Annotated in this window: 20 protein-coding genes and 1 tRNA gene; 4 read left to right on the plus strand and 17 right to left on the minus strand. The window is 40.1% G+C overall.

Going from position 1 to position 24,873, the window contains the following annotated elements; translation table 11 throughout:
* Nucleotides 1–836: 836 nt before the first annotated feature.
* Together yhbH and OSJ91_RS23255 are read right to left on the minus strand one after the other, a co-directional pair.
* Nucleotides 837–2,006 (minus strand): sporulation protein YhbH, encoded by a 1,170-nt coding sequence (gene yhbH / locus OSJ91_RS23250; protein WP_101223356.1) that lies wholly within the window; start codon nt 2,004–2,006, stop codon nt 837–839.
* 455 nt (nt 2,007–2,461) lie between these two features.
* On the minus strand, nt 2,462–2,641 hold the full coding sequence (locus tag OSJ91_RS23255) for a hypothetical protein (RefSeq protein ID WP_063235975.1): 180 nt from the start codon (nt 2,639–2,641) through the stop codon (nt 2,462–2,464).
* Between the two features lie 118 nt (nt 2,642–2,759).
* Here OSJ91_RS23255 and OSJ91_RS23260 point away from each other — a divergent pair, with 118 nt between their 5' ends.
* A complete protein-coding gene (locus tag OSJ91_RS23260; RefSeq protein WP_137019792.1) occupies nt 2,760–2,969 on the plus strand; it encodes a hypothetical protein in 210 nt (69 codons plus the stop codon).
* Between the two features lie 195 nt (nt 2,970–3,164).
* On the opposite strand, the gene OSJ91_RS23265 is transcribed toward OSJ91_RS23260, so the two are convergent.
* The 3 genes from OSJ91_RS23265 to OSJ91_RS23275 all read right to left on the minus strand — a co-directional run bounded on the left by OSJ91_RS23265 (nt 3,165) and on the right by OSJ91_RS23275 (nt 8,347).
* Nucleotides 3,165–5,060, minus strand: a complete 1,896-nt coding sequence (locus OSJ91_RS23265) for a PrkA family serine protein kinase (RefSeq protein WP_350300162.1) — start codon at nt 5,058–5,060, stop codon at nt 3,165–3,167.
* A gap of 465 nt (nt 5,061–5,525) precedes the next feature.
* Nucleotides 5,526–7,160 (minus strand): glutamate/serine transporter AimA, encoded by a 1,635-nt coding sequence (gene aimA, locus OSJ91_RS23270; RefSeq protein ID WP_350300163.1) that lies wholly within the window; start codon nt 7,158–7,160, stop codon nt 5,526–5,528.
* Between the two features lie 197 nt (nt 7,161–7,357).
* A complete protein-coding gene (locus OSJ91_RS23275; protein ID WP_350302953.1) occupies nt 7,358–8,347 on the minus strand; it encodes a glutaminase in 990 nt (329 codons plus the stop codon).
* A 435-nt stretch (nt 8,348–8,782) separates the two neighbouring features.
* Between OSJ91_RS23275 and OSJ91_RS23280 the strand changes: the two genes are divergently transcribed.
* Together OSJ91_RS23280 and OSJ91_RS23285 are read left to right on the plus strand one after the other, a co-directional pair.
* The gene (locus tag OSJ91_RS23280; protein WP_485891937.1) at nt 8,783–10,045 is read left to right on the plus strand and encodes a sensor histidine kinase; all 1,263 of its coding nucleotides are present in this window, start codon (nt 8,783–8,785) and stop codon (nt 10,043–10,045) included.
* Nucleotides 10,046–10,049: 4 nt separating this feature from the next.
* Nucleotides 10,050–10,997, plus strand: a complete 948-nt coding sequence (locus OSJ91_RS23285) for a response regulator (RefSeq protein WP_350300164.1) — start codon at nt 10,050–10,052, stop codon at nt 10,995–10,997.
* An 81-nt stretch (nt 10,998–11,078) separates the two neighbouring features.
* On the opposite strand, the gene OSJ91_RS23290 is transcribed toward OSJ91_RS23285, so the two are convergent.
* From OSJ91_RS23290 to queG, 8 genes are all read right to left on the minus strand, one after another.
* Nucleotides 11,079–12,086: a FecCD family ABC transporter permease gene (locus tag OSJ91_RS23290; protein ID WP_350300165.1), complete on the minus strand. Its 1,008-nt coding sequence runs from the start codon at nt 12,084–12,086 to the stop codon at nt 11,079–11,081.
* A complete protein-coding gene (locus OSJ91_RS23295; RefSeq protein ID WP_350300166.1) occupies nt 12,083–13,093 on the minus strand; it encodes a FecCD family ABC transporter permease in 1,011 nt (336 codons plus the stop codon). Before OSJ91_RS23295 ends, OSJ91_RS23290 begins: the two co-directional genes overlap by 4 nt.
* A 66-nt stretch (nt 13,094–13,159) precedes the next feature.
* The gene (locus OSJ91_RS23300; RefSeq protein ID WP_350300167.1) at nt 13,160–14,080 is read right to left on the minus strand and encodes an iron-hydroxamate ABC transporter substrate-binding protein; all 921 of its coding nucleotides are present in this window, start codon (nt 14,078–14,080) and stop codon (nt 13,160–13,162) included.
* A complete protein-coding gene (locus tag OSJ91_RS23305) occupies nt 14,031–14,879 on the minus strand; it encodes an ABC transporter ATP-binding protein (protein WP_485890534.1) in 849 nt (282 codons plus the stop codon). Before OSJ91_RS23305 ends, OSJ91_RS23300 begins: the two co-directional genes overlap by 50 nt.
* 290 nt (nt 14,880–15,169) lie before the next feature.
* A complete protein-coding gene (nfsA, locus tag OSJ91_RS23310) occupies nt 15,170–15,919 on the minus strand; it encodes an oxygen-insensitive NADPH nitroreductase (RefSeq protein ID WP_350300169.1) in 750 nt (249 codons plus the stop codon).
* A gap of 71 nt (nt 15,920–15,990) precedes the next feature.
* Nucleotides 15,991–16,479 carry a tRNA (uridine(34)/cytosine(34)/5-carboxymethylaminomethyluridine(34)-2'-O)-methyltransferase TrmL gene (trmL, locus tag OSJ91_RS23315; protein WP_350300170.1) on the minus strand — a complete coding sequence of 163 codons (489 nt, stop codon included), beginning with the start codon at nt 16,477–16,479 and terminating at the stop codon, nt 15,991–15,993.
* A 67-nt stretch (nt 16,480–16,546) separates the two neighbouring features.
* Nucleotides 16,547–17,404, minus strand: a complete 858-nt coding sequence (locus OSJ91_RS23320; protein ID WP_350300171.1) for an amidase domain-containing protein — start codon at nt 17,402–17,404, stop codon at nt 16,547–16,549.
* Between the two features lie 198 nt (nt 17,405–17,602).
* On the minus strand, nt 17,603–18,742 hold the full coding sequence (gene queG, locus OSJ91_RS23325) for a tRNA epoxyqueuosine(34) reductase QueG (RefSeq protein WP_350300172.1): 1,140 nt from the start codon (nt 18,740–18,742) through the stop codon (nt 17,603–17,605).
* Nucleotides 18,743–18,848: 106 nt separating this feature from the next.
* Here queG and OSJ91_RS23330 point away from each other — a divergent pair, with 106 nt between their 5' ends.
* Nucleotides 18,849–19,517, plus strand: coding sequence for a B3/B4 domain-containing protein (locus tag OSJ91_RS23330; protein WP_485890535.1), 669 nt, complete (start codon nt 18,849–18,851; stop codon nt 19,515–19,517).
* Between the two features lie 1,299 nt (nt 19,518–20,816).
* Here OSJ91_RS23330 and OSJ91_RS23335 read toward each other — a convergent pair.
* The 4 genes from OSJ91_RS23335 to mgtE all read right to left on the minus strand — a co-directional run bounded on the left by OSJ91_RS23335 (nt 20,817) and on the right by mgtE (nt 24,753).
* Nucleotides 20,817–20,890 (minus strand) — tRNA-Gly (locus tag OSJ91_RS23335).
* Nucleotides 20,891–21,082: 192 nt separating this feature from the next.
* The gene (locus OSJ91_RS23340) at nt 21,083–21,496 is read right to left on the minus strand and encodes a YbjN domain-containing protein (protein ID WP_063235961.1); all 414 of its coding nucleotides are present in this window, start codon (nt 21,494–21,496) and stop codon (nt 21,083–21,085) included.
* A 471-nt stretch (nt 21,497–21,967) separates the two neighbouring features.
* Nucleotides 21,968–22,996 (minus strand): NADP-dependent oxidoreductase, encoded by a 1,029-nt coding sequence (locus OSJ91_RS23345; protein WP_350302955.1) that lies wholly within the window; start codon nt 22,994–22,996, stop codon nt 21,968–21,970.
* Nucleotides 22,997–23,394: 398 nt separating this feature from the next.
* Nucleotides 23,395–24,753 carry a magnesium transporter gene (gene mgtE, locus OSJ91_RS23350; protein ID WP_350300174.1) on the minus strand — a complete coding sequence of 453 codons (1,359 nt, stop codon included), beginning with the start codon at nt 24,751–24,753 and terminating at the stop codon, nt 23,395–23,397.
* Nucleotides 24,754–24,873: the final 120 nt, after the last annotated feature.

The raw sequence follows: 24,873 nt of genomic DNA on the forward strand, positions 1-24,873 counted from the left end.
GTTGATATTATCTAGATTTAGATTCTGGCATCATTATATACAAATAGGCGAGTGTCGGTATTTCATAAAGTAAAATCATTCGTTCAGAAAAGAAATGCAGTTCATTTTTCATTGGATTTCGAAAAAGCGGGTGAAGATTAGAGAGCGGCTGATTTTACTACCGAAGAACTAGCGTTGGATTAAATGGCATAAGGATAATAAGGAATAGTGGGCATCACAAATAAAATCGAATTTGCTATTGAGGAAAACAGACCTACTAATATTCAATCCACCTGTACTTTTTATTTCTTAAAGGAGCGAAAAAATTATTCATAAAAACAGCCTGCCCCCTGGGAACATAGGGAACAGGCAGCCAGAGGGGTTATCCAAGGCACAATGTTTTGGAACCGCTCAGAGAATGGGTTTTCTGCAATGGGGTTTTTGGGAAGGGTCCTCACTGCTACTTTATTTTATAATATATTCAAAGTCATAACGTCTCAAAAATGAAATGAGATAAACCATTTTTTATATTGCGCCTCCAGTAAGAAGTCATCAGGTGAAGAAGGGTTAAAACGAAGTGTCATGAACGAAAACCATCACTTTATATCTTGAATTTCCGTACAAATGCTAGGCAGATTTGTTCATCACGTCATTGAATCGAGCAGTAAACAAATGATCAAAGAGAGAAAGAAAATCCTTACCTATTGGGAGGAAGGTGAAAAAGGAATGAACAAGTGTTACTTACAGCAGCCATCACCCGATGTGGAACTGAATATTTTTAATCAGATTAATAAATAAAAAAGATTGTAGAGAGAATGACGCCTTCCCTACAATCCAGTACAAGCTAGCGCGTTTTTTCATGCATACTTCTTACTTTCCTCGTCTTTAAAAAAGCTCTTCATTGCGTGGAAAACGTCAGCCTTTTGCTTAAGGATATAGTACCTGAATTTTTCATTATCGATATTCTTATACGCTGTCATCAATGTCGAATGACGATTGTATTGATTGACTTCCCCGTATCCGAACATATTGGAAACCTTCATGAGTTCTTCAACAAGCTTAACGCAGCGGACATTATCGGATGTTAGGTTATCACCATCGGAAAAGTGAAACGGATAGATATTAAACTTCGCGGGGTCATATTTATGATCAATAAGTTCTAATGCTTTTCGGTATACGGACGAACAAATCGTACCGCCGCTTTCCCCTTTTGAAAAGAAATCCTCCTCCGGAACAACTTTCGCTTCTGTATGATGGGCAATGAACTCGATTTCCACAGTTTCATATTTTGTCCGCAAGAAGCGGTTCATCCAAAAGAAAAAGCTTCGAGCCATATATTTTTCCCATAACCCCATGCTTCCGGAAGTATCCATCATTGCCAGTACAACTGCTTTGGAATCAGGTTTCTGAATCTCATTCCAGGTTTTGAATTTAAAATCTTCCTTATAAATAGGATGAAAACCTGGGTCCCCCCTTAAAGCGTTCCGTTTGAAAGCCGATATCATCGTTTTCTTTTTGTCGATATTTCCCATTAGGCCTGTCTTGCGGATATCGTTGAATTCGATATGTTCAAGCGTGTGCTCCGCGTGTTCTTTCTTCTGAAGATTAGGGAGTTCCAATTGGCTGAACAGGGCTTCCTCCAATTCCATCATCGACACTTCGGCTTCATAATAATCCTCGCCGGCCTTGTCACCTGCACCTTGGCCCTTACCGGCCCCGGCATCGGACGGTGAGCCATCCCTCGCGACCACATCCCCCACTTTACTGTCTCCATCGCCTTGCCCTACATGTTTGTTTTTATCATAGTTATAACGAATTTTGTATTCATCCAAGGAGCGAATGGGAATCTTGATAACATCCCGGCCATTGGACATCACGATGCTTTCTTCTGAAATTAGATCAGGCAAATTATTCTTGATTGCTTCCTGCACCTTTTCCTGATGACGTTGTTGATCATCATAGCCTTTCCGATGGAGGGACCAATTTTCCTGTGAGATAACATACTGTTGATTACTCTCTTCCGACATTCTCTTCCCCCCTTAAAAATGTTTGCACGCTTTTCATCATTCCTTCATATAATAAATTAGTGTGGGAAAGCCCACATCATTCCAGTTTTCCAATCAAAAATACAGTGCGAAAAAACGGATTAAAAGAAAAGTATTACTCTATCTTATGCAGCGATGCTGGATAATTTACAACAAAATTCAATAATGGACGTTTACCTACGAACTAGACAAGTCCTGACATGGGCATTAAAGGCCCTTTAAAGTTTTTTTAAAAAATGCTACTGCAAAATAAATATTCCAAAAAAACGAACAGACCTGATAATCATCAGGTCTGTTCGTTTTTTAGTAGGTTTCTTTAGTCGGATTATAGGATTATTTAAATGCCAGTGTAATTATGAATACAACAAAAAGGGTGCACCAGCAGTTTTTCTGGACACCCTTTCACACAGATAGAATGATTCTGGTTGTGATATTCGTCAATCTTTATCTTCCTCTATTTCATGTTGAACTGTACCTGGGCGTTTATCCCACTCTTTCAATTCTTCATTCGTCCTTTGATTTTCCATCTGCTTTCCAAGTTCTTTCATCTCTTCATAATCTTTAGCCATGGAGCTATTTTCCGGAACATGTTCTTTTTTCAATTCTTCCTTACTCATTTGCCATCACCTCTACTTATTGATACCCAATATTTCCAAATCCAAAACGTAACATATCTAATGGAAATATGGGGTATAGATAAGACATTATGAGCAAATGTAAGGAGGTGCAAGAAGTATGCAAACAACTACCCTTTATGTAAAGGAAGCAACGTCAGAAGGTCCGATTTTAAATCTTGAGTCCATACTTATGAAAACGGAAGGTGTGGAACGCGCGATCATCGATGTTGATGATGGGGAAATTAAAATCGATCATAGCGAAGAAAAACTATCACCGAATCAACTTATTACACTTATTGAACAGTATGGCTTGAATGTAACCAAATAGAAATCAAAGCACCGGACTCCCTCCATTCAGAAGGGCCCGGTGCTTTAATAATCTCTTGCCTTCTATTTATAATCACCCTTTAGCGAAAGGTGCATGATTTCAACGGAATTCAGAAGTCCACCTTTCATTCATTTTACCTTCCGCAAAAGGCCATAAAACCCTGCCCGATTGGGGGCAGGGGCAAAAAAGTATGGATTACCGATTTAACAAGCTGCCCACATAGCGCAGCAAATCATTGGCTGATGTGGAATTATAACCGTGCTCGTCGATAAGTCTCGTGATGACCTCGTTCACTTTCTTCAGTTGCCTTTCGTCTGGTGTCTTCGTTGAAGTAGTGATCTTAACGACATCCTTCAAATCGGCGAATAGTTTTTTCTGGATCGCTTCCCGTAAACGATCATGGGAATTATAATCGAATCGCTTACCTTTACGCGCATATGCAGAAATGCGAATCAATATTTCTTCGCGGAATGCTTTTTTTGCATTCTCGGAAATTCCAATTTGTTCTTCTATCGAGCGCATCAATTTTTCATCAGGATTGATTTCCTCCCCAGTCAATGGATCGCGCAGCCTTGATTTATTGCAGTATGCTTCGACATTATCCAGATAATTATCCATGAGGATTTTCGCCGACTCTTCATATGAATAGACAAATGCCTTTTGGACTTCATTTTTTGCAATGGCATCGTATTCTTTACGTGCCAGTGATATGAAATTCAAATACCTCTCCCGAAGTTCGTTCGTAATGGACGGATGCTGATCAAGACCTGCTTTTAAAGACATAAGTACATCCAATGCATTAATGGACGGATTTTCCTTACGAATGATCGTAGAGGAAATTCGGTTGATCACGTAACGTGGGTCGATTCCGCTCATGCCTTCGTCCTGATATTCTTTTTTCAATTCATTGATGTCAGCGGAATTAAATCCTTCGACATTTTCCCCATCATAAAGCCTCATCTTTTTCAATAAATCGATATCGCCCTTTTTGGGATCCTTCAGGCGGGTCATGATGCTGAAGATTGCCGCCACCCTTAATGTATGCGGAGCTATATGAACATCCGAGACATCACTTTCACGGATCATTTTTTCATAAATCTTTTCTTCCTCAGAGACCTTCAGATTATATGGAATCGGCATGACAATGATACGGGAATGCAATGCTTCATTTTTCTTATTGGAAATGAACGCTTTATACTCCGTTTCATTCGTATGAGCCACAATGAGTTCATCTGCACTGATCAATGCAAAACGGCCAGCTTTAAAATTCCCCTCTTGTGTCAATGAAAGCAAATGCCATAAGAACTTCTCATCACATTTCAGCATCTCCTGGAACTCCATCATCCCGCGGTTCGCCTTGTTCAGCTCGCCATCAAAACGATAGGCCCGCGGATCTGATTCAGATCCGTATTCGGCAATGGTCGAAAAATCGATGCTGCCCGTCAAATCAGCGATATCCTGTGACTTAGGGTCAGAAGGACTGAATGTTCCAATTCCAACACGCTTATCCTCAGAAAGGAAAATACGCTCGACCATCACATCTTCTATCCTGCTTCCATACTCCTGTTCTAACCTCATTACATTCAGCGGCGATAGGTTTCCTTCAATCCTGATGCCATATTCTTCAAAAAAATCATTCCGTAAATACTGCGGAATGAGATGCAGTGGATCTTCATGCATCGGGCATCCTTTTATTGCATAAATGGCACCTGTGTCTTTTAATGAATAATTTTCAAGTCCACGCTTCAGTAAAGAAACGAGTGTGGACTTCCCGCCTGATACCGGACCCATAAGAAGCAATATCCGCTTACGGACATCGAGCCGCTTTGCCGCCGGATGGAAATATTCCTCGATGAGCCTTTCCAATGAATCTTCAAGGCCGAACAACTGACCGCTGAAAAAATTGTATTTCTTTGTCCCATTTACTTCCTCTATCCCTGCATCTCTGATCATGTTGTATACACGTGAATGAGCAGATTGAGCAACTAAAGGCGTTTCTTTCAATATTTCTAAGTACTCTGCGAAGGTGCCTTCCCACTTCAGCTTCTGTTCATCTTCTCTAAATTTTTCGATTTTCTTTAAAATATCCATTAAGGAACCTCCCCCTGTCACTTTCAGAGAATACTTAAATCTATGCTCCAAGTCTGACAAACATGTCAGACTTTAAAAAGTCGCCGGCCATTGTTTCGAATAGCCCTTGGCTCTCCATGTATCGAAAAAGGCTTAATCATTGAAGAATCGAAGACAATTATGCTGACAAGAAAAATTGTGTGCACTACTGCTAAAAATTAGGGTATACTAAGCCTATACTTAAGTGGGACAATATGGGTAAAGGGAGGTCACAGCATGGGCACAGTTATTATCGTTGGGGTTGCTATTACATTTTTAGCCGCTATCTTCACTGCCGGGTATAATGATAAACCAGGTGTGAAATAAAAAAATAACAGCCTTTCTTAAATTCCAAAAAGGGGACAGCAAATTAAATTTGCCGTCCCCTTTTTTTCACCCTTCATCGATTTAGTTAGAGCATGTCAATCAATGAAGTGGCTACACCATTTATACAGCGTCCTTTTTATCAGTGTGAGCTGCAATGTTATTCTCCATCGATCTCAAGTCTTCATTTACTTTTTGTCCTTGTTCCAAATATTCTGTTTGGAATCCACTCTTTATTGCCCAACTATAAAACCCTAGAGATAAACATGTTATGATGACCATATCCAAACCAAATGGGATTATGTTTATTCCACCAAACTTTTCACTGCCTAAGTATGAAATGGTCATCATACAGAGTAAGTAAACAACCATCCAAACCCCTGCCAAGAAGTTTTGACGGAATCCCTTCCAATTGATTTTTGCTTGATAATAGAAATAAACGGGGAGACCAATCATTATGATAAATAATACTTGTCCTGTCAGTGGCCATCTTGCCCAATATAAAACCAAAGAAGCAAAAACAAAGCCAAGCGGTGCAATGATACTTAATCCTTTTAGACGTAATGGTCTGTATAAATTCTGACCGGTGCGCCTTAATGTCATAACAGTAACTGGACCTGTAATATAAGAGACTAATGTCGCAACCGAAATAACCTCTGCCAATACGCCCCAGCCTCTAAACATGAATAAAAATAAGAAAGATACACCTAGATTAAAAAACATGGCTTGACGAGGGATACCATAAAGTGGATGAAGTTTTCCAAACACGCTTGGCAAATATTTATTCTTTTCCATTCCATAAAGCATTCGTGACGTTGTCGCCGTGTATGTTATTCCCGTCCCGGAAGGAGAAATAAAAGCATCAACGTATAGTAAAATAACTAACCAGTTTATACCTAGGACAATTGCTAAATCAGCAAACGGTGAATTGAAATTCAAATGTTGCCATCCATTCACAATCATGGACGGATCAACGGCCCCAATAAATGCAATCTGTAATAAAACGTAGATAACCGTTGCAATTAAGATGGATCCTATTACTGCAAATGGAATCGAACGTCCAGGATTCTTTGCCTCACCTGCCATGTTAATCGGACTTTGAAAACCGTTAAATGCAAAGATGATACCGGAAGTTGCTACAGCTGTAAGTACACTTGCCCAACCATTGGGAGCGATACTTCCTGCAGAGGTAAAATTTGATCCATGAAAACCGGCAAATAAAAGTGAGCCGATCGTCAGTCCAGGTATAATAACCTTAAAGACTGTAATAAATGAATTTGCTTTTGAAAACAAACTAACTGTCCAGTAATTTAATAAAAAGTAGACGACCAATAATGCAGAGGCAATTGCCAAGCCACCCCCGGTAAGACTCCCATTTTCTACTAAACCATGTGTCCACTGTGCCCATTTCCATGGCCATGAGCTCATATATTGAACAGAAGCAATCGCTTCGACTGGAATTACAGAAACAATTGCAATCCAGTTTGCCCAACCTGCAAGAAACCCTATAAACGAGCCATGAGAGTATTGTGTATATTTTACCATTCCCCCAGCTTCAGGAAACATAGCCCCTAATTCACTGTAAGATAGTGCGATAAATAAAATAACAACCATCCCTATAATCCAAGAGATAATGGCAGCCGGTCCTGCGATTTGTGCCGCTTTCCAAGCTCCGAATAACCAGCCTGAGCCAATAATTGACCCGAGTCCTACCATCGTTAACGAAAACGTACCCATCTTTCGCTGCAAATTATTCATATGTTCATCACCATGCTTTCCAAATTTCATTCTTTTATAATGACGTTCTTAACTGATTTATGAATTGTTTCAAGTTCGTCTAATCTTAAAGAGAGTGCTGCATAGCATCACCTCTTGCTAAAGTTTAGTAATTGATAAGGAAAATATATGGAAGTCCCCTATATTGCTTTTTTATATGAAAAACTCTTCCCTGCTTTTTAGAAAATACTAAGATCCCATTCCTGTGCCATTTGTTTCAATAACATACCACCTGTTACGCTATTCCCATATTCATCAATGGCAGGTCCGTATATACCGATGCCACATCCATCTTGAAAAGGAAGCCCGCTTCTGGAACTGGGAGGAACAAGTGCCATGATCCCGCCAGATACTCCACTTTTGGCAGGCACCCCCACAAAAGCCGCAAATTTACCCGAAGCATTGTACATACCACAAGTAAGCATTAATGCTTTGGCCAGCCTAGCCACTTTTTTTGGGAGTACTTGTTCTTTACGGATGGGATGGTATCCATCTTGTGCAAGAATCAGCCCAAGCAGGGCTATATCTTCTGTGGTTACTTCTATGGAACATTGTTTGAGGTAAACCTCTAAAGCATCCTCTACATCCGATTCTAAATAATTCGTCTCTTTTAAATAGTGAGCCAAAGCTCTATTTCTATGAGAGGTTTGCCACTCAGATTGATACACTGCCTCATTGATGGCCGGGCGCTTTCCTAACAAATTTTCAAATAATGTATAGAGAAATTCTAATTTCTTTTGTGAAGAATCCCCTGGGAGAAGCGAAGCTATGGTGATCGCCCCGGCATTTATCATAGGATTGAACGGCTTTCCCGGCTTATGCATTTCTAAACGAATAATTGAATTGAAAGCATCCCCAGTCGGTTCCACATCGACTCTCTCTAACACATAAGAAATGCCGCAACCCAAGCATGCGGCTATAAAGCTGAGCACTTTTGAAATACTTTGCAGTGTGAATGGGACTTCCCAATCCCCTGACTTGATCATTGATCCACCAGGCTCCAGTATGCAAATGCCCAATTGCGATAAGTGTGCATTTCTCAATGCCGGTATATAATTGGCGGTTTGCCCTTCAGTAGCAAAGGATCTGTAATGTGCTACCCATTCATCTAAGTCGGCTTGCTTTTGACTATTAACGTGAATGTCATACTCTTTTGACAATTCTTCAATCACATTTTTCCACCTCTTCAGTTGTTGTATCATTATTTTTTCAATATGAGCGTATTACCGAATGCCATCAAGCTTACTTGTATAGCTTCGATGAAAATATAATGAATATTCAAAATATTGTTAAGCGCTTTCAAAAATTTCTATCTGCCATTAATTTTAAATTGGGAACTACATAATCATACGAAAACCTACAAATTCTAAAAAATAAAAATCCACTAAAAAAACGGAATCATCTTACATGTTCCGTTACCATTTTTTGTGGATAGAAAAACAGATTGGTTTTGCCATAATTGGTTTTAAGCCGTTCCATTCTGGAACAAAGTAAGCGTTGTATTGAAGCCGATGAAACTGTATACTGATTTTTTAAACAAATTGGGAGGTGACGACTTGAATCTCAGTACGTTAATGAAAAAAGAGGTCAATATCCTTGCTTTGATGCTGTTAACAGTGCCATTAGCAGGCGAATTGAGTTTTTATCCTTTAAATGAAACGTTTCGGGTAAGTTTTGGTCCGCCTGTACTTTTCTTCTTTTTACTATTATTACAGAAAACGCCTGCCATTCTTTCGGGCTTTCTGACAGGAACAATGGTTGTGGCATTTCGTATTCTTATAGATTTTTTCATGCATGATAGTTTTTCCTGGGCTTCCGCATTTCAAGTTCATTATCCAAGTTTTTTCTTTTATTTCACCTACTGCTTTCTTTTTTATTTAGTGAAAATAAATCGCTTTCAAAACCGATCTTTAATTATTGGATTTATTGGTCTCATTATCGAAATATTTTCCGACTCTGTAGAATTGATCTTTCAATATATTGTATTGGAAACAACAATTACTCTAGGTTCACTGAACGAGATGATCATGATCGCATTCGCCCACAGTTTTATCGTTTTAAGTTTTTTTAATATGATGAAACTTTATGAAGCACAATCAAGGGAACGACAAATCAGAAAACAAAATGAACATATGCTGATGCTCATTTCCAACTTATACGAGGAAACGATTCATTTAAAAAAAACATTAAAAAATGCTGAGAATATTACAAAGAAATCGTATGATTTGTATCGAGATTTAAAAGCTCTGGAAAAACAGGAAAAGCAACCTCATGTTTTTACAGAGCCATATAGTCAAAAAGCATTGCGCATTGCGGGTGAAATGCATGAAGTCAAGAAAGATAATCAACGGATTTTTGCCGGTCTCTCCAAATTGATTTCCAATGAGAGTTTTAAAGATTATATGAATGCTGCTGAACTTTTTCATTTAATTATCCGAATTAATGAAAAATATGCATTATCACTAGGAAAGGATATACAATTTGAATATTCATTGGATGAAAAAAATGATTCACATTATCATGTGTATACCGTGTTATCTCTTTTCAATAATTTAGTCGCAAATGCAGTTGAAGCAATTAAAGAAAAGGGAATCGTCCGTTTAAGTTTGGGTGAAATTCATGACAATGTAGAATTTAAAGTTGCTGATACTGGACCTGGAATTCCTCAAAAATATCAGACTGTGATATTCAAACCTGGGTTCACTTCAAAATATGATCATTTCGGGACACCCTCAACAGGGATTGGTCTCTCATATGTTAAAGAGGTCGTAAAAGAACTGGGAGGCGATATCCTGTTTGAGAATAGTTTTAACGGCGCCGTTTTTTCAATAAGATTACCCATTCATAAGTTGATCCAGAAAGGATGATTCCATGCGTTTTTTTATAACAGATGATGATTGTGCCATACGTTCGAACTTAAGCCAAATTATAGAGAACGAAGATTTAGGAGAAGTGGTGGAGGAAGCCGAGGATGGAAGTCTATTGGAAGGGCATATTTTGAATTTAAAACAAATTGATATATTATTCATTGATTTATTAATGCCCATCCGGGATGGCATTGAGACACTTCGTCATATAAAAAGTACATTTAACGGAAAAATAATAATGATTTCGCAGGTTGAATCAAAGGAGCTGATTGGTGAGGCATACTCACTTGGAATAGATTATTATATTACCAAACCAATCAATCGTATTGAGATATTAACAGTTATCCGAAAAGTTATGGAACGGATTCATTTAGAAAGATCGATCACAAATATCCAAGCCTCTTTGAATGGTGTATTGAATTTTGAACAGCCAAAAGTTGATAAATCCAATAGTTTTAATGAAAAAAGTATAAGTGAGGTAGGTGAATTCCTACTATCGGAATTAGGGATCGTTGGAGAAAATGGCGCAAAAGATTTAATGGAGATGCTTCAATATTTATTTATGTATGAAAGGACTTTTACTTTTGGAAAGCATTTCCCTACCCTTAAGGATATCTTTGTAGAAATCACCAAAAAAAAGCTCGGCACATCAGCTTTGCAGGCTGATATCAATCGAGAAATAAAAGCTGCCGAACAGCGAATACGCAGAACGATCAACCATTCGTTAAATCATTTTGCCTCGCTCGGTTTAACGGATTTTTCAAATCCGAAGTTTGAAAATTATGCTTCCAAATTTTTTGATTTCACAGTCGTTCGCCAAAAGATGAAAGAACTGCAAAATGATTCAACAATAGTTCTTACACCTACCCGGGTAAATACAAAAAAGTTTATTCAAGTATTTTATTTCGAAGCGAAACGATTGAATCCTGATGAAATGATTAGATATAGATAACCCCCTATTAAAACAAAAAACGGCGGAAGCACTCAAAAAACATAAAATCCCCTGAAGATTTCAGGGGATTTTAGCAAGTTCTTATTTTTTCAACAATAAATACATGAAATAAGGAGCACCGATCAATGCGACCATGATACCTGCAGGAATCCCCTCGGGTTCAATTATATTACGGCCTATCGTATCGGCAAGCAGCAATAGCCATCCACCGATTAAAATGGCAACCGGAATGAATAGTTGATTTCGTGGTCCTACCAAGGATTTTGCTATATGCGGGGACATAAGTCCAATGAATGCAATTCCGCCTGTAACAGAAACGGCAGCCGCTGCCAATGCTACAGCCGTGATCAGCAGTACGATCCGCTCCTTTTCAATCGATACACCGACCCCAATTGCGACCGGTTCACTTAAACCAAGCAGATTCAAACGATTTGCTTTATATAAAGTGAATGGAATGAGGATGATTAACCATGGAATGATTGCCCATATGAAAGGCCAGTCCGTGCCCCATATATTTCCCGCCAACCATTTGGCGATGAAATCGACCTTCGCTCGTTCCGCTGACGAAATGAGGACAATCATCAGGCCTGAAAGCGCCATTGAAAAACCTACGCCGATCAACACTAACCGAACGGGTTCAAGGCCACTCTTTCTCTTGTATGAGAGGATATATATTAAACAGGCCGTCAGTAACGCGCCGATAAAACCGACAAGCGGAACCATATAAACAAACGAACCAGCGTCAAGCGGGAAAAACAGAAAGAAAGCCGCAATGGCAACACCTGCTCCTGAGTTGATCCCGATGATTCCGGGATCGGCTAAATCATTACGTGTGATACCTTGTAGAATGGCTCCCGACAGTGCAAGGGCCATGCCTGCTAAAAGGGTGATGATGATTCGCGGTAAGCGGACGGAAAATAATATGAATTCCTCTTTAAACGTTCCTTGCCCGAAGAGCGTTGGAAACAGTCGACCTAAAGAAAGATTGGAATATCCCGAACACGTCCCTATAATGATCGTAATGATAATGAGTGCAGTTAATGCCCCTATTATCCAACGCTGTTTTTTGACTAAAGCTGACTGGATCATGAAAATGCTTTACCTCCTTTACGCACGATTAGGAGGAAGAAAGGTAAACCTATCATCGCAACAACCGCTACCACAGGTGTTTCATATGGAGAATTGACGGTACGGCCGATCGTATCGGCAAGCAGCATGAAAGTGGCTCCCAAAATAGCAGACATAGGGAGGATGAATCGATAATCCGTACCCACGATAGCCCGAACGATATGGGGGACCATTAACCCGATGAACACCATATTTCCAACAAGCGCAACGGCTGCGCCTGCCAGGAGAATGATGACTACGAAGAGAACCGCCTTTATTTGTGTTGTCTTTTGCCCTAAGCCAACCGCCACTTCTTCACTTAAGCTAAGTATGGTGAGCTGTCTGGAAAAGATAAGGGAGATCAGGATGCCTATTAAAATGAACGGGACGATTACGCGAAGCTGCTCCCATGAAGTTCCGATATTCCCGCCAGCTGTCCACATCGATACATCTTTTGATACCTTGAAGTAAATGCCGACCCCTTGCGAAACGGCAAATAGGAATGCAGAGACTGCAGCACCAGCCAATACGATCCGTATAGGAGAAAATCCTCCCTTTTTGACCGCACCGATTCCGAAAACCATGGTTGCCCCGACAGCGGAACCTATAAAACACGCAATCATGATTCCTAAGTTATTAGCATTTGGAATAAATGCCAAAGTGATTGCGAGACCTGCATTGGCTCCTGCCGTCAATCCAAGCAACCCAGGATCGGCAAGTGGATTCCTGGTCATTCCCTGCATGATGGCACCAGAAACGGCAAGCGCTGCACCCACGAAGATTGCCCCCACTTCACGCGGGAAACGGATTTCCCGGATGATTGAAAGCTTTTCACCGGCAGCATTTGATGTCAGTGCTTGCCAGACATCTTTTACAGTAACATCCGCCGCACCAAATGCCATTGAAATAATGAACATGCCTATGAATACAGCAATCCCTATGATCAGTTTATATATAAATGGGATGAAACGTTGATTTTCATTAGTCATCTGTCTCTCTCATCTCTTTTTTATAGAATAAAAGGAGAGGAATTGGAATCCCTCTCCCTCGCTGTATTATTTTCCAAGAAAACTTTTGGAAAAGAAGTCTAACTGGTAATCTAATGTTATTGGATCATTGAAGTAGAATTCTTTCGCATTCACTTCAAATAGTTTATTGTTTTTAACAGCAGGAATGTTTTTATACGTATCAGTTTGTTGGAACGAATTGTCCTCGTCTTTATTATTACTCAAAATCACATAATCACCAGCATAGTCTGCCAGAACTTCTAAAGATAAAGCAAAGTAACCATCTTTCAACGCTGCTTCTTTTACTTTTTCAGGCATGGCCAACTTCATTTCTTGATAAAGGATTTCCGTTCCACGACCCCAATTATCGCCAAATACATAGAACTGTTTGTCAAACTTTTCGAATACGGAAACGGTTGTATCTTCACCGATTTTGGCTTTAATGTCTTCACCGGTTGTTTTTGCCCGTTTTTTGAAATCATCCACCCAAGCTTGGGCTTCTTTTTCTTTATTCAAAAGCTTGCCAATTTCTACGTGCTGTGTTAAATAGTCCACTTTTCCGTATGTATACGTTACGGTTGGAGCAATTTCACTTAATTTATCAACATTTTTAATCGTTGATAAACCAATGATTAAATCCGGATCCAACTCGATAATCTTTTCCAGGTCTTCGTCCGTCACTTCTTCGACATCTTTTAATTCCTTAAAGTTCGGGTTCATTTTAGACCATGAATCGACACCTACAAGGTTAACATCCAAAGCCATTACGTTACCTGCGAAAGTGGATAGTACTAGAACACGCTGAGGATCTGCCGGAACTTCAACAGGACCATTTTCAGATTGATATGTGATGGTACCTGATTTTTCCTTTTTGGAAGCCGAGCTTTTTTCTTTTTCGGCTGACTCGTTACCACAAGCACTAATAATTAACACTAACAGCAGTATAAACGGGATCATTATCTTTTTCATTTGTTGTCAAATCTCCTTTTAGTAAATTGTATGTGCTGCACATTGGTTTGTTCGTTCGTTGATCTCGTCCGATTACCGCATCAATATGGAATACTTTCTTAAGCACTTCATGAGTGATGACTTCTTCACAATCTCCCGCTTTAACTATTTCCCCGTCCTTTAAGGCAATGATATAGTCGGCAAAGCGAGCAGCTTGGTTTAAATCATGAAGAACCATGACAATTGTACGTCCCTGTTCTTCATTCAGCCTTTGTAATAATTCTAGAACCTCCAGCTGATGCGCCATATCCAAATAGGTGGTCGGCTCATCAAGGAAGATGATTTCCGTTTCCTGGGCAAGGGCCATCGCAATCCAAACACGCTGGCGCTGACCTCCTGATAGAGCATCCACCGGACGGAACTTGAAGTCTTTCGTGCCGGTCACTTCAAGTGCCCAATCAATCACATCATAGTCTTTTTGGGTCAGGCGCCCAAAACCTTTTTGATAGGGAAAGCGCCCATATGATACGAGCTCCCCAACCGTCAAACCGCTTGCACTCTCGGGTGTCTGCGGAAGTATGGCCATTTTTCTTGCAAGGATCTTAGTGCTTTCTTTTGAAATATTCACCCCATCTAAAACAACCGTACCTGATTGGTTTGAAATGATTCTGGTGATCGCTTTCAAAAGTGTCGATTTCCCACATCCATTTGAACCGATGATCGTCGTGATTTTTTTATCTGGAATTTCCACACTGAGATCTTTTACAATTAAACGTTCACCATAGCCAATATTCAAATCCTCTGTATATAGGCGAACCATTTTTTAACCTCCATTTACTGAAAAATAGGTAAGTAAAAACTCAAATGAAAATGATTATCATTATCCACTACTTAATTACTATAATTCTATCTAAATATATTGTCAATGGTAATTTCATGGGCATATAAGAAGAAATTCTGACAGGATTTTTTGGGCCGATCCGTATTATCGACTGACAAATGAACACAGTAAAGATCCCGGAAATGCTTCCGGGATCTTTACTGCTAGGTCCATACTCAGGACTTTGGAAGATGTCCCTTATGGGAAGGGCAATAAGCCATTTTCATCAATCAATGTTTCTTAAATCCTTGCTTCTCAACATAATCTTTCATGTACAACCTGCTTTTCCTTCCAAGCATTCCAGCCATTTGCTCGGTCCAGGTGTCTTTTCGTTTACCTTCAGTCCGACGCTCGTAATAACTGGAAATCGTTTCATTATACTCTTCAAGTTGTCCGATGAACTCTTGCTTATCCTCCTGATATCCATTTTCATGATAGATATTGGACAGCGGTAAACGCGGCTTTTTATCCGAACGGTTTTTCGGATATCCGACCACTAGAGCGAATAATGGTATAACGCGATGCGGTATATTCAATATCGCTGACACTTCTGGGAGATTATTGCGGATCCCGCCTATATAGCAAATGCCAAGATCCATCGATTCTGCTGCCAATGCCGCATTTTGAGCCGCAAGAGCAGCGTCAATACAGGCAACCATGAATTTCTCCGTACTTTCAATTGATTCGGACAGGTCAGTGTTTTCCATTTCGGAAACCATATCCTGACGATATAAGTCGGCGCAAAAGACGAATAGATGTCCATTCTTCTCTACATATGATTGTGGTCCGGCAAGTTCAGCAAGCTTGGCTTTCTTTTCCGGATCGGTTACCCCTATGATTGAATACGCTTGAATATAACTAGAAGTCGATGCCGCTTGGGCACATTCCACAATCGTATTGATTTGCTCCTCAGACAACAACTTGTCCTCAAAAGAACGTATGGAACGGTGATCTAAAATCTTCTCAATAATGTTATTCAATGCTCCCACCCCTAAAGAATATGTATCCATCATCGGGGCTGAAATACCCCCGATGACAGTATTGATGAAACTCAATCTTTTGTTTTCAAATCCAATTCACGGTAATTTTGCTGTCTAAGTGCTTCATAAACCAAGATGGCAGCCGTGTTCGACAGATTAAGTGAACGTACTTTATCCGTCATTGGAATCCGCAGGCACCGATCCATATTTTCTTGGATCACCTCTTTCGGGAGACCCGTCGTTTCACGGCCAAAAATGAAGTATATCTCACTGTCTTGATCACTGTAATCGAAGCTGGAATGTGGCTGCTCTCCGAATTTCGTCAAGTAATAAAATTCACCGCCGGCATTTCTTTCATAAAACTCTTCTAACGAATCATAATAATGGATCTTTACATTCTCCCAGTAATCGAGCCCGGCCCGTTTGAGCTGTTTGTCATCCGTCGAGAAGCCGAGCGGGCGAATAAGATGTAAAGACGTATCCGTCCCTGCACACGTTCTTGCGATATTTCCTGTATTTGCTGGAATCTGTGGTTGATATAAAACTACATGTATTGACACTTCATTTTCACCTCTAGTTTGAACTTCACCTTAATTATAGCATTAAACAAAAAAGACTAAAAACCAATCACCCTCCATCCAAAATCACAAAGAACTTATAAACGATGTTCGGTGTGTATCTGGTTGAATCCTCATATGTCCAATACCGGTGACGGCTGTTCATCGTATGTGCATTCACTAGCGGCATCCCGTCCTGATCCTTCGCCGTTACGATCAAATTATGATCAAACCTTCCGTCCCCTTCGAAATCTATGCAGAGGATATCACCCAAATTCAATTCCTTGGCCGACCCGACCTGCTTTGTCCTGATGGCATTCCCGGCTTTAAGCAGATGGTATAAAGAATGGGCCGTCGTCCATGTATAACTCCAGCTTTTCCCTCTTATCCACCAGCCCTTACTTTTGTTTGGCGCCCCCCACATCGGTATTCCTCCCGCATGTAAACATTGTGAAATGTAATTCGTACAATCATCAGTGAATTTATAATAAGCTGGATTAAATTCGTTCCACCAACGCTCGGCATATTGGACGGCCTTCATCCGATCATACTTATATGCGAGACGATCTGCGCCTGGATCACATTTTGGCGGTGCCTCTTCGGTTTCAAAGCTGGGAAACAGCTCACGTTCATCCACTATATACCCATTTCGAAACCGGGCCTCCCTTTCTTCCATTTCTTCTTCTATATAAAATGAATCCTCCTGTTTCAATAAATATTGCAGGTGCACGTGATATGTCAGAACTGTATCATTATCTTCCTTTCTCTTTGAATGTACCTTGCCTGCCGCATTCACCCGAACAATTTCCGCAGCACGGTTCCTCATCATTTCCTTCTTCAAATGTAACTTCCTTTCACCTCGTTCCAGTTCATCGGAAGTATAAAACTCCACCCTTTCTTGTAAAAGGCGTTGCAATTGTTCCCTCAAGTTCATGCCCTCCTTCTTACCATCTATGCTAATGTGTATGTATGAGGGCATGGACAAAAACACAATTTCATAAAATGTGGGAGTTTCAACTTTATAAATATAATGATACTTTTAAAAAGGTTTCCTTGAAGGTAACGGAATATTTTAAGCCAAAAAAAGCCGCCCCGTAATATTTACCGGGCGGCTGCATTTTAAATATTATTTTGTTTCCAAGGTAAACTGCAGTCCTTTCTCAATTTCCGCCAATACCTCTTCATCCTTTTCCTTCATTCGTGCTTCTTCCAATGCGGAAACAGCCTGCGCCCGGCCAATTTTCCCAACTGCCCAGGCCGCCGTCCCCCTGATGACAGGCCGCGGATCATCCTTCATGACCTGTATCAATTGAGGCAATGCCGTTTCATCTTTGAAATGGGCCAATGCTAAAATGGCATTTCGTTGGATTGGTTTTTTACCGCGCCAGGAGCCAGATACATGGCCGTATGTCTCTTTGAAGTCCCGATTTGAAATCGTAAGCAGGGGTTTTAACAGCGGTTTCGCCAGCTCCGGGTCGGGTTCCATCTCTTCATGAAAATGAAAATCCATTCCTTTGTTTTTCGGACAAACAGTCTGGCATGTATCACATCCATACAAACGATTGCCTATTTTCGTCCTGAACTCATCCGGAAGGAAACCTTTTGTCTGCGTTAAGAACGCAATGCAACGCTTGGAATTTAGCTGCCCACCCTGAACGAGCGCTCCAGTCGGGCAAACATCGACACATTTATTGCATGTCCCGCATTGATCTTCCATCGGTTGATCCGGTTCAAATGGCAGGTTGGTTATCATGTCTCCCAAGTATACATATGACCCGAATTCCGGTGTGATGATCATACTGTTTTTTGCACTCCAGCCAATACCTGCACGCTCAGCCACTGCCCTATCTGATAATTCGCCCGTATCAACCATGGACTTCATCATTGCTCCTGGCACTTTATCTTTAATGAAATCCTCAAGTAACTGCAATTTATTACGAAGAACGGTATGATAATCCGTTCCCCATGACGCCCGGCAAAAGATCCCCCGGCGCTCACTTTTTGTACTTTGCGGAGCATCCTTCAATTTCGAAGGATAAGCAAGCGCAATCGAAATGATGGATTGCGGTTTATCGAATATCAAATCAGGCCTTACCCTTTTTTCTATATCGGCTTCTTCAAACCCTGACTGATAATCCAGCTCCTGTTGACGTATCAACCGAGCTTTCAATTCGGTAAAGGCCGTGGCCGATGTAAAGCCGATTTTATCGATGCCGATTTCCTTACTATATAAAATCACTTCTTGCTTGAATGTGTTCATATCCATATTAATCACCTACGTTCATTCAGTATTCCCATTGAAAGCTTGAATCTTTTTCAAACCATTGCTATCTATGATAAACTAATTGCAATCATTTTTGGAGGTGAAACGGTTGGAAATTACCATATCAGCTAATCTTAGCAGTAAAATCCCTCAATTCAAAGTTGGGATCATTACATATGAAAACATCGAAGTAGGTCCCTCCCCGCAAATGGTGAAAGGAAGACTTCAACTATTTCAGGAAGCTCTTTTCTTCGACCTTGAAGAAAAGGAATTGACCGACTTTTCCGGCATTAAAGTGTGGCGGGAGATTTTCAAGGCTACAGGAACAAATCCGTCACGGTATCGCCCCTCCGTGGAAGCCCTTTACCGCCGCGTAAAAAAACAGAATTACTTGACACCCATCCATTCAGCCATCGATTTAAATAACTTCTTCTCGCTGTTATATGAAGTTCCGATCGGCATTTATGATGCGGAAAAATTATCAGGGGACATCTCGATTAAGATCGGCGAGGCGTCAGATGGTTATGAAGGTTTGAACGGCCGCTTGAATTCCATGGAAAATATGATTACATCAGCCGATGATGTGGGCACATTCGGAAGTCCTTACGTTGATTCAGAACGCACGAAAGTCACCGAAGAAACGAAAAAAGCCATCCAAATCATTTATTTACAGCCCAATACTCCAATCACGGAAGCAGATCAGCTAACGAAATCCCTGATGGACATGTTCCTTGAAATCCACGGTGGTGAAGGGACTTACACGATTGTAGAAGGATAATTAAAAATTGAACGAAAATAAACCCTTTCCACAATCGGAAGGGGTCTATTTATGATTTTTCCAATTAATAAAACCAGTGCGCTAATATCCTTTTATACAACCGATCGATCATCCCAGAACCTAAAATTTAAGAGCATATAGGATCACCTAGTCATAAATTTGGTTCGGGATGAGTCCAGCCTACTGTTTTTTCTTAAACTACATTCCAATTGATTTCAGAAATCCGCCCTTTCCGCCAACAGTCTACCAAGCCTCATCAAGCAAGCTTTTGTGGGGTCTCGGCTAGCCGGTTATTCGGCAGGAGTGTCGTGCATTTCTTCCATCCATTGAGGATTACAGTAAAAAAAACATGAAGGATCACCCAGTCTTAAACCTGGTTCTGGATGAGTCCAGCCTACTGTTTTTTCTTAAACTACATTCCAATTGATTTCAGAAATCCGCTCCCTTTCCGCCAACAGTCTACTAAGCCTCATCAAGCAAGCTTTTGTGGGGTCTCGGCTAGCCGGTTATTCGGCAGGAGTGTCGTGCATTTCTTCCATCCATTGAGGATTACAGTAAAAAAAACATGAAGGATCACCCAGTCTTAAACCTGGTTCTGGATGAGTCCAGCCTACGGTTTTTTCTTAAACTACATTCCAGTTGATTTCAGAAATCCGCTCCCTTTCCGCCGACTGTCTGCCAAGCCTCCTCGGCTCAAGCGCCTGTGGGGTCTCGGCTAGCCAGTTATTCGGCAGGAGTGTCGCAAATTTCTTCCATCCATTAAGGATTACTGTAAAAAAACCTCAAGGATCAACTCGTCTTAAACTTGGGTCGGGATGAGCCTAGCCTACGGTTTTTTCTTAAATTTCATTTCAGTCGATTCCAGAAATCCGCTCCCTTTCCGCCGACTGTCTTTCGAAGCCTCATCAAAGTAAACGTCTCTGGGGTCTCGGCTGACCGGTTTAAAATGGTTACTTTCTGCCTTTCGATTGATAATCATCGATGCTACATAAGCCTGGCACGCCTTTCTCTTCCCCATTAACAAAAAAAGCACAAACTTAGTCAAACTGATTCTACTAACGTAGCTAATCACATTGACTAAGTTTGTGCTAAATCGAAATCCCCACTCTCCAGGATGGAGGATAATTAAAAAATAAAAACTCGGTTTTCGGGCATAACATACTGTATTAGCGCTTCGATAAAATGCAGGCAATTTGGACAATAAAAAAATCCCACTGTAAACAGTAGAATTCTTGTAATAATATTAAAACGCAAAGCTTCGTTCTCCAGGTAACGAAACCCTACGTTATGAGTATGTATTGGAGCGGGTGAAGGGAATCGAACCCTCATCATCAGCTTGGAAGGCTGAGGTTTTACCACTAAACTACACCCGCATATTCTTGTAGAAGTTTGTCGAATTACCAATCAACAAAATTAATTATATAGTTTAATGTGAAAAAATGCAATAGTTCTTTTAAAAAAAATTAATAATTACCGTATTGTAACGTTAATATATTCATTCACTCTAGTAAAAATGTTAAAAAGTCCCCTGATTCAGAGAACTTTTACATCCTATATATGATGATTTAAGACCAAATGACTTCCATTAACCGCGGATAAACCTGCTGTGCCGTTTCAAGCAGCATGATTAACTTCCTGAACGCCAGATCCGGTACGATATCCCCCTCAATGGAGTATGAATACCGAATGGAAATGGTCCCATTTTCCTCATACAGCTTGGAATACCTAAAATTAGCATTATATTCATTCAACAGTGTATGTACATCCTGTTTCTTTTCAGGATTCTTCAACTCGGCGACATTAAAGCAAAATAAGTCCGCCACATTTTCATCTTGATTGAAAGCAAATACTAAAAGGACCTTCCACCCGTCCTTTAACTTTTGCTCAGCCCTAAAAAAGGTGGTGCCATCTTCATTCAACTCATTCATATAGATTTTCTCACTAGTTAAAAAATCACGAAATTTAGCAACGTTTGACATGGTTCATCACCTTTCTCTTTGTAATTACATTTTATAATGAAAACTGGCATTTTTACAGACTTTTCTATAAACCTTCCAATTTCATCCTATTAATAGGGACGAAGAATCACTCATTTAAAGAAAGGGATTCAAAAATGAACTCCAATATGAGGATTAATAGATTGATTAGCCAGTTGCTTCTCCGCAAAACTGAAGCGCTTCTTGAAGGTCCAAAATTTCCTGGCAGATTTTTGAGCATCCTTCAATTTCAGGCACTTCTCGCAGTGAAGGCTATGTCTGATGAAGTGACTTCTAATAATTAATATCCTTCATATGAATCAAAAGATACCACTAAAGGTAATGAAGGATCATATTTTAACTTGAAAGGAAAACGGCCTTTCCCCGATTGAAAAAATCGAAAAAAGGCCGCTTTTGTCATAAGCTGCTTAAAAATCACAAAAAAGGACCTTCCTCAGCTTTATTTCATAAAACTTATAGTTGAGCGAATTCAGGTTCCGCAACTTTTACAAGCTGTTTACCGAGGTTCGTTCCTTTAAACAAACCTAAAAATGCATCAGGAGTGTTTTCGAACCCTTCAATAATCGTTTCTTCATACTTCAGCTTTCCTTCTTGAAGCCACTTACCTAAATCCGTAGCACCTTCTTGGAATCTAGAGGCATAGTTTCCAACTGTGAAACCTTTCATTAGTGCACTCGTTTTGATCATCGCCGATTGCAGACGCGGTCCTAGATCTTTTCCTTCTGCGTTATACGAGGAAATCGCTCCGCATAATGGTATTCGGGCATTCGCATTCAAAAGTGTGAAAACAGCATCGGACACCTCGCCGCCCACATTATCGAAATAAACATCGACTCCATCGGGAACAGCATTAGCTAAATCTGTCGCAAAACTTTCACTTTTATAGTTTACGGCTCCATCAAATCCTAGTTCTTTCGTTAAATACTCAAGTTTTTCATCTGAACCAGCGATGCCAACAACCTTCGCACCTTTAATCTTAGCAATTTGTCCGACTACTGAACCAACTGCTCCAGCCGCTCCTGAAACGACTACCGTTTCACCTTCTTGAGGTTTTCCAATATCAAGCAAACCAAAGTAAGCAGTTAAACCGGTCATTCCAAGAATCCCTAAATGAGTTGTGACCGGAGCCACCTTGGGATCAATCACGCGGATTTCCTTTTCGGTGACAACTGTGTATTCTGCCCAGTCGATGTTCCCAACAACGACATCCCCTTGTTTGAAGGAATTCGATTTGGACTCAACAACTTCAGCAACAACGCCGCCCGTGATGACCTTATTCAATTCAAATGGAGCAATATATGATTTGGTATCTTGCATTCTGCCACGCATGTATGGATCGACAGATAAATATAGTGTACGTACTAAAATCTCATTATCCTTTGGTGTGGGAACTTCACTCTCAACAAAGTTGAAATCCCCTTTCGAAGGCATACCTTTTGGACGGTTTGCCAGGGTGATTATTTGTTGTTTAGTTTGTGTCATCATTGTTCCTCCTTGGTTTGAATACGTAATTTCGAAAAGAAGCGTATCACTGATGAAGTTCATAGGTCAAAGAATATGATTGGCTATTGCTTCCATAACACTCTTGATGTAGCCTTTCCTGAAAACCCCAAACATGCTACAGCCTATTATGTCCCATGTTTTCATTTCAATATACGATTCACTCCCGAGAAAAATTTAACGGCCTTTCCCCGATTGGATACCGAGAAAAGGCCGCAGCTTGAAATACTCTATTTTTATCGTGTGCTAGGCAGATGATCAAGCTCCGCACTTTCCCGAATTAAAACATCAGCCTGGACAGTTTGTACTGCAATCATTAAGACTATGTTCGCCCTTGAAAAAACTTTGCAAACATATGTGAACTTGGTTTAATGGATAGTCTACATCAATTTTGAAATAAACATCGTGGCAATTCCAAAGTAAATAAGTAACGAGAGTATATCATTTAGTGTTGTAATTAGCGGACCAGAAGCAACTGCAGGATCGATGTTGAATTTATATAATATCAAAGGAATAATGGTCCCAGCTAAAGTCCCGATAATTAGGGTCATCACTAACGAACTTCCAACCACTAATCCCAGAACGGAATTTCCCTGCCAAACATAAGCTATGATGGAAATCAATATTCCACAGGTAATGCCTATTATCAATCCAACTTTCAATTCCCGTATAATAAGTCTGGTCACGACTCCTTTATCCGTATCACTAGTGATTAGGCCTCTTACAACAACAGCTAAAGATTGAGTACCTGTATTTCCAGTCATCCCTGCGATCATCGGCATAAAGAAAGCAAGCGCAACAACTTTGGACAATGTTTCTTCAAAACCGCTTATAATGGTTCCAGACACTAATCCGATAAATAAAAGTAAAATAAGCCAGGGCAGCCGACGATATGCGGCCACGTGCGCCTTCGTGTCAAAGTCTATAGCTTTACCGGATGCCGATAATTTTTCAATATCTTCATTCGCTTCCTTAATGACAACATCAATAATATCATCGACGGTTACTATTCCTAATAATTCATTATTTTTTTCAACTACAGGAATTGCTAAAAAATCATATCGCTCAATGACACGAGCTACCTCTTCTTGGTCTTCATCAGCAGAAACGGAGATAACCCGGCTATACATAATATCTTGAATTTTTTCAGATTCATCATTTATTATTAAATCCCGATATGAGACAACACCTACTAATTTTTTATCATTATCTATTACATAAAGATAATTGATCGTTTCCGAAAACTCCGCAAAGATTTTCAGTTTTTCAACTGCTTCACGAACCGTATAATGTTGGGGGATCCATACAAAACGGTTTGTCATTATTCGCCCGGCCGTTTCAGGGGGATAATTCATGATATTTTGAACGATTTTTGATTCTTCCTGTTTCATGCCTGAAAGAAGTTCTTCAATTTTTCCAGGGGATAGGTCCTCTAACAATGAAGCTAGATCATCATTATCCATTAAATCCATAACATGGCCGGATTTCTCTATTCCTAATTTACTAAGAATTTTTAATTGATGCACTTTCTCAACTTCTTGAATCAGTTCAGCGATTTGTTCTGAATCAAGTAACAACAAGAAACGTGTATGGTGTTTTTCTGGAAGCCCCTCAAAAGTTCGAGCAATGTCATATGGTTGGAGTTCTTCTAATATTGCTTGAAATTCTTTCTTTTTTCCTTCTTTTAAAACCTTTATGATTTGTAAAGTCATTTGATCTTCCGTCAGGACTTTTATCATTTGTCACTCACTCCTTTTTAGGGGAGCCAAAAAATATTTCCCTTAAATATTAAGAGTAAAAAAAATATTTATTCCCCTTCCAAAATCTTGTTTTCATTCACGTGTATGTCGTCGTGTATA

The sequence above is a fragment of the Bacillus sp. T-10(2022) genome (assembly GCF_056502895.1).